Source organism: Prochlorococcus marinus XMU1402 (genome assembly GCF_017696205.1).
GTDB classification, from domain to species: Bacteria; Cyanobacteriota; Cyanobacteriia; order PCC-6307; family Cyanobiaceae; genus Prochlorococcus_A; species Prochlorococcus_A marinus_AC.
The window spans coordinates 417,616-432,112 of the sequence record NZ_JAAORD010000001.1; the positions used below are offsets into that span (position 1 = coordinate 417,616).

Sequence of the window (14,497 nt, forward strand, 5' to 3'; positions counted from 1 at the left end):
TTTCTATATGACTGATATATCGGTTTCAAAAATTAGGAATTTCTGCATAATCGCTCATATTGACCATGGTAAATCTACCCTTGCAGATAGGTTGCTTCAAGATACTGGTACTGTGCAGCAAAGGGATATGCAAGAACAATTTTTGGACAGTATGGATCTTGAAAGAGAGAGAGGAATTACTATCAAGTTACAGGCCGCTAGAATGAAATATAAAGCTGACGATTCCCAAGAATATGTTTTGAACTTAATAGATACCCCAGGGCATGTTGATTTCTCTTATGAGGTTAGTAGATCTCTTCAAGCTTGCGAAGGCGCCTTACTTGTTGTTGATGCAAGTCAAGGAGTAGAAGCTCAAACCTTGGCTAATGTTTATCTTGCCTTAGAAAATAATCTTGAAATAATTCCTGTTTTAAATAAAGTTGATTTACCAGGGGCTGATGCTGAAAAAATAAAACAAGAAATAGAGGAAATTATCGGACTTGATACATCTAATGCAATAAATTGTTCAGCAAAAACTGGAGTTGGTATTAAAGATATTTTGGAATCAATCGTTAGAAGAGTACCTCCTCCTCAAGATGAAATTAAACTACCTACTAAGGCACTGATTTTTGATTCTTACTATGATCCGTACAGGGGAGTTATAGTTTATTTCAGGGTGATATCCGGGTCTCTTAATAAGAGAGAAAAAATATTATTAATGGCAAGTAAGAAAAATTATGAACTAGATGAGATAGGAATAATGGCGCCTGATCAGCAGCAAGTTGATGAATTACATGCAGGGGAAGTTGGTTATTTAGCTGCTTCTATAAAATCAGTTGCTGATGCGAGAGTGGGAGATACGATTACTCTTTTAAATTCACCTGCCAATGATCCTTTGCCTGGATACAAGACAGCAAATCCTATGGTTTTTTGTGGCTTATTCCCGACTGATGCTGATCAATTCCCAGATTTAAGAGTATCACTCGAAAAATTACAATTATCTGATGCAGCTTTAAAATATGAGCCCGAAACTAGTAGCGCAATGGGCTTCGGATTTAGGTGCGGATTCCTAGGACTTCTTCATATGGAGATTGTTCAAGAAAGATTAGAAAGAGAATATGACTTGGATCTGATAGTAACGGCACCATCAGTTATTTATAAAGTTAATTTAAATCAGCAGGAACATATCTTTATTGATAATCCTTCTACAATTCCTGATCCACAACTTAGAGAATCAATAGAAGAGCCTTATGTGAAAATGGAAATTTATGCTCCCAATGAATTTAATGGAACATTAATGGGTTTATGTCAAGAAAGAAGGGGAGTATTTATAGATATGAAATACATAACAACAGATAGAGTTACCTTGATTTATGAAATTCCATTAGCAGAAGTTGTTACAGATTTCTTTGATCAAATGAAAAGTAGAACCCAAGGTTATGCATCAATGGAATATCATTTGATTGGCTATAGAAAAAATGACCTTGTTAGATTAGATGTTCTAATAAATTCAGAAAGAGCAGATCCATTAACTTCTATTGTTCATAAAGATAAGGCTTATGGAATTGGCAGAAGTTTAGTTGAGAAATTAAAAGAACTTATTCCAAAACAACAATTTAAAATACCTATTCAAGCATCAATCGGTAGCAGGATTATTGCAAGTGAAAGTATCAGTGCTTTGCGAAAAGATGTTTTATCTAAATGTTATGGAGGGGATATTTCTAGGAAAAAGAAACTTTTAAAGAAACAAGCCAAAGGTAAAAAGAGGATGAAGGCAATGGGTAAAGTTGAAGTCCCTCAAGAAGCTTTTATGGCAGTCTTGAAATTAAACCAGTAATTTCTTTTAATTTAAAATTTATAGCTATTTATTTTTAAAAGAATTGGTATATTTCATTTATATCTGTAAAAAAAGATTTTGGATATTAACTCATTTAATCGTGTCGGCGCAAATATCAGAAAAGCTGGATTTTTAATTGTACTTTTTTATCTTCTTGTTGTTTTAATAATGAAATTCTTAGAGGCCAATAATTTTTTTGGCTATTCATTTTCAATGTTAAGCAATGATATCTTTGCCCCTCCTTCTCTTAATCATTTTTGTGGCACAGATAGATTAGGAAGAGATGTTTGCTTAAGAACTTTGCAAGGATCATCATTAGCGATAGAAGTTGTATTCTTAGCTATTCTTTTTTCATTAAGTTTGGGTTTGCCATTGGGATTATTAAGCGGATATTTTGGGGGTTTTTTTGATAAATGCTTATCACTAATAATGGATACTATTTTTTCAATACCTGTAATTTTGCTTTCAGTTGTTGTGGCTTTTGTATTGGGTAAAGGTATCCTTAACGCGGCTTTGGCATTGTGTATTGTTTACTCTCCTCAATATTTTAGATTAATCAGAAATCAGACAATATTGGTTAAATCCGAAACTTATGTGGAGGCAGCTCAAGTTGCAGGAGCTGATGTTAAAAAAATTATTTTTAAATATATTCTCCCAAATGTAATAACACCATTACCTATTCTGCTTACCCTAAATGCTGCAGATGCTGTTTTGGTATTAGGAAGTTTAGGATTTTTAGGCCTTGGTGTTCCTGCAGATGTCCCAGAATGGGGAAGTGATTTAAATCTGGCTCTTGCCGCTTTACCTACAGGTATCTGGTGGACGGCTTTGTTCCCAGGTTTGGCAATGTTTTTTTTAGTTTTAGGTCTTTCTTTTATAGGAGAGGATCTTGAAGAAATTTTTGATAGTCAAAATTCTGAATAAATTTAGTTATCTGTAATAGGATCAAGTTCTCCTAGATCATTCAACTTTGGATATTCTTTAGCTGATTTTTTATACACCTCAGCTAATTCTGGGTAACACCATTCAAAAAGTGTTTTTTGATATTCATCTGTATTTAAACCTTCTCCATTAGCGGGCAATATACCTTTATTTTTTCTTTGGCGAATAGCTTCAAATAATAATATGGAAGCAGCAACTGAAACATTTAGGGATTGAACCATACCTCTCATAGGTATAAAAATTGATTGATCAACCATTGATATAAGTTCATCACTTAGTCCCCATTTTTCTGCACCTAAAACAAAACATGTATTTTGAGAATAATCAAAATTTCTATAATCTACTGATTCACTATTAAGAGTTGTTCCATATAATTTAAAACCCTTATTCTTTAAATCAGATATTGCCTTGATAGTGTTTTTATGATTATTTAGTTTTACCCATTTTTGACTTCCTTGAGCAGTACTATTAAAAGTCTTAACGGCATTCATTTTGCTAATAAAATTTGCTTCGAAAACTCCTGCCGCATCACATGTCCTTAATATCGCAGATAAATTATGTGGTTTATTGACATCCTCAACTAGAACAGTCAAGTTTTTCATTCTGCAATCTAAAACACTTTTGATTCGTTCAAATCTTCTTGGCAAAATTGACATTTATAATTTTTTCACACTTTTAAATTATATTCAAAAAATATTGATTACCTATTAAATCTCTTGGTTTATAATATTTTGGTAGTTTGAATTAACTCAATGGCATACATAGAATGGGACTATACAGTAATAACAAGTATGGTAGAAAAACAAGGGTGGCATTTACCTGAGCGTGAATCGGAGGAATGGAATAAATTTAACGATGAATTAGGAGAAAAAATGAGAGGTGTTGGACTTATTTTTGAAAAATATTGTAAATTTACTCCTGACGTAGGAGAAGGAGTTCATCTTTTAGATGACTGATGATAAATAGTTTTAAACCATTGATGTATCCCTTAATCAATGGCTTATTAATTTATAAGATAATATAATTTCACCAAATTAGAACTCTCAATTATAAAGGCTTTATAAAGCTTGTAACCTATAAAAATTTTTTATTCCACAAAAAAGTTATTTAAATTCTATATTTGTATAAAAATATGAAAAATAAATTAATCTTTTTATTCGATGGTGGCTGTCCACTTTGTTTGAGAGAAACAAATTTTTTAAAAAAAAGAGACATCTTAAATCAAATTGTATTTATAGATATTAATAGTAATGATTATGATCAAAGTCTTTTTAATGACATCTCATATTCAGAAGCCATGTCAAACCTACATGGGATTATGGAAAATGGAGAAATTATTAGGGGACTAGATGTACTTGCATATTCTTATGAATTAGTTGGTTTAGGTTGGGTTTATTACCCCTTGAAGATTAAGCTCTTGTCTCCATTATTGAGACTGGTTTACAGATATTGGGCAAAATATAGACTTCAAATTACAGGTAGATCAGATATTGAAAAACTTTGTACCTCTCAATGTGAACAATAAATATGGAAAGTATCGATATAGACAGAATAATAGAGATGTGTTGGGAAGATAGAACACCCTTTGAAGCTATCAAGTATCAATTTGGTTTGAAAGAGGAAGATGCGATAAAAATTATGCGTCAAAATCTTAAACCCAAATCCTTCAAAGTCTGGAGAAAGAGAGTTTCGGGAAGAAATACAAAACATATGGCGCTTAAAGATTCAACTAGATTTAAATCTACTCATAAAAGAAAATTATAAATTTTGAAAAATCTTTCTACTAAAACTTGTCCTGTTTGCAATAGGCCGTTCGAGTGGCGTAAAAAATGGAAAAACTGTTGGGATGATGTTATCTACTGTTCAAAAAGATGCAGTATTAGGAAGTCGCAAAGATGAAACAAGTATCAATTATTTTCCCGAATCAACTTTTTAGAGAAAGCCCAATCTTAAAAATAAATTGTGAAGTTTTGATTTTGGAAGACTCATTATTTTTTGGAAATGATAAATTTCATAAATTAATTAACCATAAAAACAAGTTAGTTTTTCATAGAGCATCTATGCTCGCTTATAAAAATTATTTAGAAATATCTGGCTTTAAAGTGTTATATATCGAAAACAAGAATAATGTTTCTACAGTTGAGTACTTATCGGAATTTATTAAAAATAAATATCAGAAAATAAATCTCATTGACCCTCATGATTTTTTAATAATGAAGAGGATTAATAATTTTGTTGAAAGTAATAATTTGGCTTTAAATATTTTGCCTTCTCCTATGTTTATGAGCAGTGAAAATTTAAAAGAGTTATTTGAATCAAATACAAAAAAACCTCTTATGGGGAGATTTTATGAAAATCAAAGAAAGAGCCAAAAGATATTAGTTAATTCGGATGACACACCTGAAGGCGGTAAATGGAGTTTCGATGAGATGAATAGAAAAAAATTACCCAAAAAAATCAGCATCCCTAATACGCCTAAATTACCAAAAAATAAATTTGTAATTCATGCCGAAAAGGTATTGGCCAATTTAGATGTTGATTTTATTGGAGAAAGTAATAACTTTTTATATCCAACTAATTTTGATGAGGCAGATCAATGGTTAAATGATTTTTTTATACATAAATTTTTCTTGTTTGGAGATTATGAAGATGCTATTTCTAAAGAAAATTCTTTTTTATGGCATAGTTTACTTTCTCCTCTTTTAAATAGTGGCTTACTAACGCCAAATGAAGTAGTAAATAAAGCATTACTTTTTGCCAAAAATAATAATGTTCCAATTAACTCTTTAGAGGGTTTTATTCGTCAAATTATTGGATGGAGAGAATTTATTTGCCTTGTTTATAAGAAGTATGGAACAAAAATGCGAAATAGTAATTTCTGGAATTTTGAAGATAAGCCAATTCCAAAATCTTTTTATCAAGGAAATACAGGAATTGAACCAGTAGACGTTGTTATAAAAAATATTATTAAATTTGGTTATTGTCATCATATTGAGCGGCTAATGATTTTGGGCAACTTTATGCTTCTATGTAGAATTCACCCCAACCAAGTTTATAAATGGTTTATGGAAATGTTTATTGATTCCTATGATTGGGTTATGGTCCCAAATGTTTACGGAATGAGTCAGTTTAGTGATGGAGGAATCTTTTCAACAAAGCCATATATATCAAGTTCTAATTATGTAAAAAAAATGTCTAATTTTAAAAGTGGCCCATGGTGTGAAATATGGGATGGCTTATTTTGGAAATTTATTAAAGATAATGAAAGCTTTTTTAGAAAGCAATATCGTCTGGCAATGTTAACGAAAAACCTTGATAAAATGTCAGAGGAAAAATTAAATAATCACTTAAAAACGGCCGATAGATTTTTAAGAGATATTCGATAAATCAAAAGTAATAACCTACATTTGTTTTTGAAAAATTAAAATAATATTATATTATTACGAAATATTACAGATCAATGTTAGTTTAAATAAAACAAAATACTCCTAATGGAAATTGGATCACTTTTTTTGAAAAGTACTTTGACTGGTATTATCACTTTTCCCGAATTAGATTGGATAACTACCCATCAATCTGATTTCACAAGGTTAGAGGAATCTGTAGCTATTAAGTTAGGTAGAATGCTTGATTCAGGTTCTATAAATATAGGTTGCCGTTTAAATTCGTGATTAATTTTTTATTTTATTAATGAAGTATCAAAAAGAGAAAAAATTATTTTTTCGCGAAAGAATTCATTCTTTAAATATCTTTCTTTTTTTAGGATTTAATCTAACACTCATTTCTACATTAGGTTTTATTTTGTTAAATTCTTCAATTGAAAAAGTAGTTTAAATTTTTTGTATATTAAAGTTATCTTTAAAAACAAATTATATTTTGAGTATTGGATATTTACAAAGAAAAGCAGCTTGGGAAATTTTATTAAAAGTAAGTTCTGGTGATTTTTGCGATCATGCCCTTGAAAAGGTCTTAAACAATTATCAATTTAATCCGCTTGATATTGCTTTTATTACTGAATTATCTTTTGGATGTATAAGGTATAGAAAATTTCTTGATCTTTGGATGGATCATACATCAAAAATTACTCATAAAAAGCAGCCTCCAAAGTTAAGATGGCTTCTACATATAGGTTTATATCAACTATTGAAAATGGATAAAATTCCATTTCCTGCTGCTATTTCTACCACTGTAGAAGTAGCTAAAAAAACAGATTTAAATGGTTTAGCCGGAACTTTAAATGCGATATTGAGAAATGCATCAAGAAAATTAGAACAAAAAATTTTTCCGGAATTATCTTCTGATAGAAAAGAAAGAATTTCATATCTTGAATCATTTCCATTATGGCTTGTGAAGGATCTTTATAAATGGGTCGGCAATAGCGAGGGTGAAAATATCATTAAGGCATTTAATAAAAAACCATCAATTGATTTAAGAATTAACCAATTAAAAATTAATTTAGATGAATTTATGGAATTACTTCATGAAAATAAAATTGATGCTGAAATTATTAAAGATTTACATAATGGAATTACTTTAATATCTAATCCAAGATCTATAAAAAATTTACCAGGATATACTGATGGATTTTGGACAATTCAAGATAGATCTTCTCAGTGGATAGCACCTCTCTTAAATCCACAAGAAGGTGAAAAGATTTTAGATGCTTGTGCAGCGCCGGGAAGTAAGTCTACCCACCTAGCAGAATTAACAAATGATAGTGCTGAAATCATTGCCGTAGATAGATCAGCAAAAAGATTGAAAATACTGCAATCAAATTTAGAAAGGTTAAATTTGAAATCTGTTAATACCCTTAAGGCTGATGCTACGAGTTTGATTGAATTAAATCCTAAGTTCATATCTTATTTTGATAAGATTTTATTAGATGCTCCATGTTCAGGTATTGGAACTCTTTCAAGGAATCCAGATTCTAGATGGTCTTTAAGTCAAGAAAAAATAAAATCTTTAACTTTATTACAGGAAAAACTTTTGGAGAGCATTTTTCCTCTTTTGAAAAAAGGTGGCATTTTAGTTTATTCAACTTGTACTATTTGTCCCGATGAAAATAATCTATTAATTGAACGATTTATTGAAAAAAACAAAACTTTAAAATTGGTTAGCCAAAAGCAAATTTTACCTAGCTTGGATTATCCTGGTGATGGATTTTATTCTGCAATAATTTCTTATAAATCTTAAAAAAATAATTTATTTTTAATTGGAATTTTATAAATTTCAGATATGAACTTCCTCCATAAATAAGCTGCATTTCCACTAGATAATTCAGATTCCTTGTTATCGTCGTAACCTATCCAGATTCCTGTTGTAATGTTATCAATGGAACCAATAAACCAGAGATCTTTATTTCCATCAGATGTTCCTGTTTTGCCATAAATTTTCTTTCCTTTTATAAAGGCTGCTTTTGAAGTGCCTTCTTTTACAGATTTTTCAAGAAGTTTATTTATTTTCTTGTTTATTTTAAAATCTAATATTTTTTTGGAAATAGATTTGTTTTCCCAAATAGGTTGTTTTTTAAATGATTCTATTTTTTCTATGATTTCAGGGCTTTGAATCCTCCCATTATTGTTTATTGCAGAATATGCATTTGTTATGTTTAAAAGATTATCTCCGTAGGAGCCAATAGCTAATGATGGAAATTCCTCAAACTCTTGCTGATAACCTAGTCCAAATGAATTCGCTAAATTTATAACATTTTTTAAGCCGATTTTTTTTGTAATTGATATTGGAACGATATTTGATGAACTTTTAAATGATTCAATCAAAGATATTGAACCTCTATAGTCTTCTGAAAAATTTTTTGGGCAATAACTTTCCCAGCATATTGGTAAGTCTTCAAATTTATCGCTTAATTTTATTCCTTCTATTAATGCAGCAGCATAAGGGATTATTTTAAAAGTAGAACCTAAAGGTCTTAAAGATGAAATCACTCTATTGTATTCATTAATTGATGGATTTTTGCTAGTTATCATTGTCCTAATTAGTCCTGTGTTTGATTCGATAGATACTAGAGCAAATTCAAGGTCTTTAGGCCCAGCATATCTTGATATTTTTTGACCTTTTTCTTGCCAATCTTTGTTGATAGAAGATTTAATTCTTAAAAACTTATAATCATTTTTACTTTCAATTTTTTTATCTGTTTCCTGAAGAATAAAGTTAATTAGTAATTTATCATCTAAAAAATTATCAGCTGTTTGATAATTTAATTTTATTTTTTCTTTAATAGCCTTATTCTTATTTTCTAGAGAAATATATCCATCAACATACATTGATTCAAGGACTTTATTTCTATTTTTAATAGCTAGTTCTAAATTTTGATAAGGTGAATAAATTGATGGAGCTGGAGCTAATCCCGCAATTAATGCGACCTCAGATAATGTCAATTCTTCTATAAATTTTCCAAAATAAACTTGGGCAGCCTCGTTTACTCCGTATGCTCCTGATCCTAGATAAATATTATTTAAATATAATTTTAAAATTTGATTTTTGTCATATCTAAATTCAAGTATGAGTGATATAAATATTTCTTTGATTTTCCTTTGAAAACTTAAATCATTATTTAGAAAAAGTAATCTGGAAACTTGTTGTGTAATAGTACTTCCTCCCTCCTTAACATAACCACTTCTAATATTTTGAATAAGTGCACGTAAAATACTTTTTAAATCTATTCCATTATGTTTATAAAATCTTTTATCCTCAGAAGATATGAAAGTATGTTTAATAAAAAATGGAATTTTATGATAACTATTATCTATTTCAAATTTACGGCTTAATTTGCTTAGTATCTTATTATCAGAAGATGATATTAAATAAGAATATTTGGTTTCCCGAAACTTTTTATTTTTAGATACGTCAAATTTTAACGTGCTAGAAATTAGACTAAAAAAATAAAAAGATATTCCAGAAAAAATTAATATTGGAATTATTAAAACAAAAGATTTGAATTTAATCTTTTGCACCTTAAGCAACTAAAAAACTATGTCCTATCGCTAAAGCTGTAACTAACATTCCAGTTATAAGGAACGGTTGGGCACTTGCTTGATATTTGACATCAAACTTTAGAGGATCTCTTAGTAACCACATATCTTGAAATGTAATTTGTGGAATTACCAATAAAACCAAAATTACAGAGGCTAAATGTTGACCAATAATAACTAATACTACAACCATTGCTAATTGAAAAATGTCAATCAGTCCTGCACTTATTCTACTTGCATTTTTTATTCCAAATACTACTGGTAGAGAATTTAAGCCTAGCTTTGAGTCTCCTTCAACACTTTTGAAATCATTAATAACAGCAATTCCAAGTCCTGAGAGGCTATAAGCAAGTGTTAGTATCGCCGTCACTATAGTTAATTTTCCAAACAAGGCTTGTCCTGCCCACCAAGGTAAAGCTATGTAAGATGCTCCTAATGCATAATTTCCAAGCCAACCATTCTGTTTTAATTTGAGTGGTGGAGCAGAATATATATAACTAACAAAGGAACCACCTAATGCCAAAAGTAGGACGGAGGGGAAGCTATGCTTAGCATATAAATCTAATAGAAAAGCAACTATTAAACCCGCGATAAGTAATACCCAGATTTGTATTTTTACATCTTTAATTGAAATTTTCCCAGAAGGAATTGGTCTATTTGGTTCATTAATTGCATCAATTTCTTTATCAAAAAAATCATTTATGGTTTGGGTATAACCAGCCAGAAGTGGTCCACTCATCAACATACATGCTAATGAAGCTAGAACATTACTAAATGTCCATTCAAAATTCCCACTTGCAGCTGCTCCACAAATAACTCCCCATATCAAAGGTATCCACGTTATAGGTTTCATTAACTGTATACGGAGTTTCCATATACTTGATGTTTCAGAGGCACCCTTAATTCCTAATAGTTGTTTTGGATCATTCACTTTACTCATTAACCTTTCTCAATTTCTTCTGGGAAAAACCAATTTTGCTCACCATTCTGAAATTTTGCGGTAATTCCAATACTTCTGCCGTCAGTCATCTTATAGCCTGTTATTACGGCTTTAGGATTCGAGGATATTTGATCGATTAATTTAGCTGGTAGTCTATCTTTTACTTTGTTAATGTTAATTTTGATTTTACTACCGATTTTGGGTAATAATTTTGTTTCAGCCATAAGAGGTAAAATGGAAGCTATTATGCAACATTAACAGCATTTGGACAATTTTTACTAAAATGGTAGCTCTTCGTTTAATTCCTTGTTTAGATGTCGCCCATGGCAGAGTGGTTAAAGGTGTAAATTTTGTCAACTTGAGAGACTCAGGCGATCCTGTTGAATTGGCTTGTAGGTATTCTGATGAGGGCGCAGATGAATTAGTATTCTTAGATATTAGAGCTAGTGTAGAAAATAGAAGTACATTAGTTGACCTTGTCTCTAGGACTGCAAAATCAGTAAAAATCCCATTTACAGTAGGTGGAGGAATAGATTCTGTTTCTTCAATTAATGATCTTTTAAGAGCTGGAGCGGACAAAGTGAGTTTGAATTCTTCTGCTGTTAGAAATCCTGATTTAATTTCTAAAAGTTCTAGAGAATTTGGTAATCAATGTATCGTGATAGCAATTGATGCTAAAAGAAAAGTTAATAAGACTGATGAATGGGAGGTATATGTAAAAGGAGGGAGAGAAAATACTGGAATAGATGTATTAAGTTGGGCAAAGAAGGTTAAGGAGTTAGGCGCAGGGGAAATTTTGCTTACTTCAATGGATGGTGATGGCACGCAGAATGGATATGATTTACATCTGACTGAATCTGTTACCAATATTGTTAACATCCCAGTGATTGCTTCTGGAGGAGCGGGTTGTTTAGAAGATATCTATGATGTTTTTCAAGAAGGAAGGGCATCAGCAGCACTTCTAGCATCATTACTTCATGATAAGAAACTTTCTTTAAGAGAAATAAAGACTTTCCTCCTCGAAAAAAAACTTCCAATTAGACCATATGAATAAAAAATATAATTTAATACCAAAAAGAAATAAGTTGAAAATTTAAAAATGAAATTCACAAAAACTATCGAAGTCAAAAATATATTTAATAAAATTTCTTATAAATATGATTTTTTAAATAATCTATTAAGTTTTGGACTGCACAGATTATGGAAAAGGAAATTAGTTAATTTATTGGAACCTTTAAATGGAGAAGATTGGGCTGATTTATGCTGTGGAACTGGAGATTTAGCATTCTTAATTTCTGAGAGAGTTAGTCCAAGGGGTTCAATTACTGGGATTGACAGTGCAAAGGATATCTTAAATATTGCAAAAAAAAAATCAGAGCTTAAAAAAAATAAATTTATTAAGTGGGAAATTAAAGATGTATTAGAAATTAATGATTATTCAAAAAATTTTGATGGGATTTGCATGTCATATGGACTTAGAAACTTGAATAATGTTGAAGAAGGAATAAAAAAAGTTTTTGATCTTTTGAAGGATAAAGGAAGGGCAGGATTTTTGGATTTTAATCACTCAACAAGAAATTCTTTATCCAATATTTTTCAGAAAATTTATTTGAGATTAATTGTAGTAAGCATTTCGCGGCTTTTTAATTTAGGTCCAGAGTACGCATATATTGAAAAAAGTATTAGTAATTTTCCAAAGAAAAATGAGCTTATAAATATTGCTAAGCAAGTTGGATTTAAAAAAGCTGAATATAGGACTATTTGGGGGGGGCAAATGGGAATACTAATATTAACCAAATAAAGAATTTAGTTTTTTATTTTTCTCCAACAAAAAGAACACTTTCCCCATCTTTTGATTTCGCCCTCTGGAGTAGGGGCATTACAAACAGTACAAATGCACATATTATTTTGATTTATTCTGCTTGGATGCTTTGCCCAAACTATCTTTGCATTAGTAGCTTTGATATTTTTATTTTTAATTTCATAATTTTGTATTATTTTTATTTCATCCAAAGTTATTCCAATTTTCTCGATTCTCTCTTTTAATTTATGCTTGTTATAGATTAAAGCTTGGCGCCACTGTGGATGATTAACTGCAATAGTAAGTATTTTTTTTTCAATATTTAACGGTTTGCATTCTTGAAATAGTTCTAAGCCGATTAAGTTCTTCCAGTTTTCATTGATTTTAGAGAGTTTATCTAAGTCTCCGCAGGATTTTTTGAAATTATCAAGACAATTTTTTAATGGATGTGGATTCCTTCTATTCACTATTGGCAAATACTTTTTATCCAATTTGTAAAATTTACTTATTAAGACTAAAGTTAATCTAATCTTTTAAAAGATGCTTGTTGTTTTAATAAAGAATTTGTGAAAGTTATTGGACCTGCAGCTAAGACAGTTTTTTATTTAAAAAAAATTCAGGGTCAATATCCAACCTGGACACTTCATTACAAAATAAAATGTGAAAGCACCGAAAATGAGCTAACAAACTTGCTCGGATATTCTGAAATAAAGAAAAACCAGCCAGTAGCGATAATCGCAAGGGAACAGTTCTCAGGGGTTGGCCAAAATTCAAAAACTTGGGTTTCTCCAAAAGGAGGAATTTGGTTAAGTGCAGCTTACCCAATATTTTCAAAAAAATTTGAATGTCAAATATTTAATTTGTCTTTAGGTATTAAGTTATGTGAAATGCTTAGACGAGAAAATATAAATGTTTGTTTGAAATGGCCAAATGATATTTTCTTTGGTTCAAAAAAGTTGATTGGATTTTTACCAAGGGTGATAACAAGAGGTAAACAAATTATCTATGTAAGATTAGGACTTGGCATGAATTTTTTAAATTACACTCCATTAGAAGGTATTTCATTATCAAAAGTACTTCAAACTAAGAATATTAATCAACATTATTGGACAGCCAAAGTTCTTAAAGCTTTTTATGATTCAATTGAATGCAACAATAAAAAAGAATATGTGATTAAATCTGCAAATAAGTTTCTTACTAAAAGTTTTTTACCTAGTGGTTATTGTCCTGACTCATGGAAAATTAAAGATATTGATTTGAATGGGAATTTAAGAATTGAAAATGAAACTAAACTGAAGGTAATAAGAAGGTTTTGAATTTAATTAACTTTTAATTCAACTATTCTTCCATCCTTAAATTTGGCTATTTTTTTTGCGCGATTTGCAACTTCATCTTCATGCGTAACTAAAACTATAGTTATTCCAGACTCATGAAGTTTGTCAAAAAGATCTAATACATCTTCAGTTGTTTTTGAATCTAATGCGCCAGTAGGTTCGTCTGCCAGTAATATTGCAGGATTATTGATAATAGCCCTCGCAATAGCAACTCGTTGTTGCTGACCTCCGGATAATTGGTTTGGGCGATTATTCATCCTTTCTGAGAGGCCAACTTTTTTTAACGCATTCTTACCTCGTTCTAATCTTTGCTCAGGCTCAATTCCAGCATAAATCATCGGCAAAATTACGTTTTCAAGTGCAGTTGCATCTGAAAGAAGATGAAATTGTTGAAAAACGAAGCCTAATTTTTGATTACGAATTTCCGCCAGCTCATCATCACATAAATTTTCAACAGGTATACCATTTAATATATAAACACCTTCAGATGGTCTATCTAGACATCCAATAATATTCATAGCGGTACTTTTGCCTGAGCCACTAGCTCCCATTACAGCTAAATAATCACCTTTATAAATTTCTAAGTTTATGCTGTCTAAGGCTTTAACAGTTAGATCTTCTTTCCCATATGTTTTAGATATATTTTCTAAACTTGCGACTTTCTTAGACATTTAT

18 protein-coding genes are annotated in these 14,497 nt (G+C 30.4%); 12 read left to right on the forward strand and 6 right to left on the reverse strand.

The genetic code is table 11. The features are described 5' to 3' along the window. The first annotated feature begins 7 nt into the window (after window positions 1-7). Window positions 8-1,816, forward strand: a complete 1,809-nt coding sequence (gene lepA / locus HA141_RS02355; RefSeq protein WP_209116547.1) for a translation elongation factor 4 — start codon at window positions 8-10, stop codon at window positions 1,814-1,816. A 168-nt stretch (window positions 1,817-1,984) separates the two neighbouring features. Further along, window positions 1,985-2,740 carry an ABC transporter permease gene (locus HA141_RS02360; protein ID WP_012007248.1) on the forward strand — a complete coding sequence of 252 codons (756 nt, stop codon included), beginning with the start codon at window positions 1,985-1,987 and terminating at the stop codon, window positions 2,738-2,740. Between the two features lie 2 nt (window positions 2,741-2,742). Here the strand turns inward: HA141_RS02360 and trmH are convergent, their stop codons facing one another. Continuing rightward, a complete protein-coding gene (gene trmH, locus HA141_RS02365; RefSeq protein ID WP_209116550.1) occupies window positions 2,743-3,414 on the reverse strand; it encodes a tRNA (guanosine(18)-2'-O)-methyltransferase TrmH in 672 nt (223 codons plus the stop codon). Between the two features lie 96 nt (window positions 3,415-3,510). Here trmH and HA141_RS02370 point away from each other — a divergent pair, with 96 nt between their 5' ends. The 7 genes from HA141_RS02370 to HA141_RS02400 all read left to right on the forward strand — a co-directional run bounded on the left by HA141_RS02370 (window position 3,511) and on the right by HA141_RS02400 (window position 7,951). Beyond that, window positions 3,511-3,714, forward strand: coding sequence for a hypothetical protein (locus HA141_RS02370; protein ID WP_209116552.1), 204 nt, complete (start codon window positions 3,511-3,513; stop codon window positions 3,712-3,714). A 176-nt stretch (window positions 3,715-3,890) separates the two neighbouring features. Further along, complete coding sequence (locus HA141_RS02375) at window positions 3,891-4,283, forward strand: thiol-disulfide oxidoreductase DCC family protein (protein WP_209116554.1); 393 nt, start codon at window positions 3,891-3,893, stop codon at window positions 4,281-4,283. A 2-nt stretch (window positions 4,284-4,285) separates the two neighbouring features. Beyond that, window positions 4,286-4,522, forward strand: coding sequence for a TIGR03643 family protein (locus HA141_RS02380; protein ID WP_209116556.1), 237 nt, complete (start codon window positions 4,286-4,288; stop codon window positions 4,520-4,522). A 3-nt stretch (window positions 4,523-4,525) separates the two neighbouring features. Further along, window positions 4,526-4,657, forward strand: coding sequence for a DUF2256 domain-containing protein (locus HA141_RS02385; protein WP_075536945.1), 132 nt, complete (start codon window positions 4,526-4,528; stop codon window positions 4,655-4,657). Beyond that, window positions 4,654-6,144 (forward strand): cryptochrome/photolyase family protein, encoded by a 1,491-nt coding sequence (locus tag HA141_RS02390; RefSeq protein WP_209116558.1) that lies wholly within the window; start codon window positions 4,654-4,656, stop codon window positions 6,142-6,144. The genes HA141_RS02385 and HA141_RS02390 overlap by 4 nt, the downstream gene beginning before the upstream one ends. Before the next feature lie 105 nt (window positions 6,145-6,249). Further along, window positions 6,250-6,429 (forward strand): hypothetical protein, encoded by a 180-nt coding sequence (locus tag HA141_RS02395; protein ID WP_209116560.1) that lies wholly within the window; start codon window positions 6,250-6,252, stop codon window positions 6,427-6,429. A gap of 205 nt (window positions 6,430-6,634) precedes the next feature. Further along, window positions 6,635-7,951, forward strand: a complete 1,317-nt coding sequence (locus tag HA141_RS02400; protein WP_209116562.1) for a 16S rRNA (cytosine(967)-C(5))-methyltransferase — start codon at window positions 6,635-6,637, stop codon at window positions 7,949-7,951. Here HA141_RS02400 and HA141_RS02405 read toward each other — a convergent pair. The 3 genes from HA141_RS02405 to petP are packed head-to-tail and all read right to left on the reverse strand — an operon-like array spanning window position 7,948 to window position 10,911. Further along, window positions 7,948-9,729: a transglycosylase domain-containing protein gene (locus HA141_RS02405; protein ID WP_209116564.1), complete on the reverse strand. Its 1,782-nt coding sequence runs from the start codon at window positions 9,727-9,729 to the stop codon at window positions 7,948-7,950. The two genes, HA141_RS02400 and HA141_RS02405, sit on opposite strands and share 4 nt — an antisense overlap. A 1-nt stretch (window position 9,730) precedes the next feature. Further along, window positions 9,731-10,678, reverse strand: a complete 948-nt coding sequence (gene chlG / locus HA141_RS02410; RefSeq protein ID WP_011817939.1) for a chlorophyll synthase ChlG — start codon at window positions 10,676-10,678, stop codon at window positions 9,731-9,733. A gap of 8 nt (window positions 10,679-10,686) precedes the next feature. Beyond that, window positions 10,687-10,911, reverse strand: coding sequence for a cytochrome b6f subunit PetP (gene petP / locus HA141_RS02415; RefSeq protein WP_011375988.1), 225 nt, complete (start codon window positions 10,909-10,911; stop codon window positions 10,687-10,689). Window positions 10,912-10,970: 59 nt separating this feature from the next. On the opposite strand from petP, the gene hisF reads away from it, so the two are divergent. Together hisF and ubiE are read left to right on the forward strand one after the other, a co-directional pair. Beyond that, complete coding sequence (hisF, locus tag HA141_RS02420; RefSeq protein ID WP_209116566.1) at window positions 10,971-11,741, forward strand: imidazole glycerol phosphate synthase subunit HisF; 771 nt, start codon at window positions 10,971-10,973, stop codon at window positions 11,739-11,741. A 45-nt stretch (window positions 11,742-11,786) separates the two neighbouring features. Next, window positions 11,787-12,488, forward strand: coding sequence for a bifunctional demethylmenaquinone methyltransferase/2-methoxy-6-polyprenyl-1,4-benzoquinol methylase UbiE (gene ubiE / locus HA141_RS02425; RefSeq protein ID WP_209116568.1), 702 nt, complete (start codon window positions 11,787-11,789; stop codon window positions 12,486-12,488). Between the two features lie 5 nt (window positions 12,489-12,493). On the opposite strand, the gene HA141_RS02430 is transcribed toward ubiE, so the two are convergent. Continuing rightward, the gene (locus tag HA141_RS02430; protein WP_209116570.1) at window positions 12,494-12,955 is read right to left on the reverse strand and encodes a DUF721 domain-containing protein; all 462 of its coding nucleotides are present in this window, start codon (window positions 12,953-12,955) and stop codon (window positions 12,494-12,496) included. Between the two features lie 99 nt (window positions 12,956-13,054). Here HA141_RS02430 and HA141_RS02435 point away from each other — a divergent pair, with 99 nt between their 5' ends. Beyond that, the gene (locus tag HA141_RS02435) at window positions 13,055-13,804 is read left to right on the forward strand and encodes a biotin--[acetyl-CoA-carboxylase] ligase (RefSeq protein ID WP_209116572.1); all 750 of its coding nucleotides are present in this window, start codon (window positions 13,055-13,057) and stop codon (window positions 13,802-13,804) included. A gap of 2 nt (window positions 13,805-13,806) precedes the next feature. On the opposite strand, the gene HA141_RS02440 is transcribed toward HA141_RS02435, so the two are convergent. Then, window positions 13,807-14,493: an ABC transporter ATP-binding protein gene (locus HA141_RS02440; RefSeq protein WP_209116574.1), complete on the reverse strand. Its 687-nt coding sequence runs from the start codon at window positions 14,491-14,493 to the stop codon at window positions 13,807-13,809. Between the last annotated feature and the right edge of the window lie 4 nt (window positions 14,494-14,497).

Bases quoted from the DNA above. Each gene is read 5' to 3' on its own strand.
- hisF (WP_209116566.1), top strand. From the start codon at position 10,971: ATGGTAGCTCTTCGTTTAATTCCTTGTTTAGATGTCGCCCATGGCAGA.
- petP (WP_011375988.1), bottom strand. From the start codon at position 10,911: ATGGCTGAAACAAAATTATTACCCAAAATCGGTAGTAAAATCAAAATT.
- HA141_RS02390 (WP_209116558.1), top strand. From the start codon at position 4,654: ATGAAACAAGTATCAATTATTTTCCCGAATCAACTTTTTAGAGAAAGC.
- trmH (WP_209116550.1), bottom strand. From the start codon at position 3,414: ATGTCAATTTTGCCAAGAAGATTTGAACGAATCAAAAGTGTTTTAGAT.
- HA141_RS02440 (WP_209116574.1), bottom strand. From the start codon at position 14,493: ATGTCTAAGAAAGTCGCAAGTTTAGAAAATATATCTAAAACATATGGG.
- HA141_RS02360 (WP_012007248.1), top strand. From the start codon at position 1,985: ATGAAATTCTTAGAGGCCAATAATTTTTTTGGCTATTCATTTTCAATG.
- HA141_RS02395 (WP_209116560.1), top strand. From the start codon at position 6,250: ATGGAAATTGGATCACTTTTTTTGAAAAGTACTTTGACTGGTATTATC.
- lepA (WP_209116547.1), top strand. From the start codon at position 8: ATGACTGATATATCGGTTTCAAAAATTAGGAATTTCTGCATAATCGCT.
- ubiE (WP_209116568.1), top strand. From the start codon at position 11,787: ATGAAATTCACAAAAACTATCGAAGTCAAAAATATATTTAATAAAATT.
- HA141_RS02370 (WP_209116552.1), top strand. From the start codon at position 3,511: ATGGCATACATAGAATGGGACTATACAGTAATAACAAGTATGGTAGAA.
- HA141_RS02380 (WP_209116556.1), top strand. From the start codon at position 4,286: ATGGAAAGTATCGATATAGACAGAATAATAGAGATGTGTTGGGAAGAT.
- HA141_RS02375 (WP_209116554.1), top strand. From the start codon at position 3,891: ATGAAAAATAAATTAATCTTTTTATTCGATGGTGGCTGTCCACTTTGT.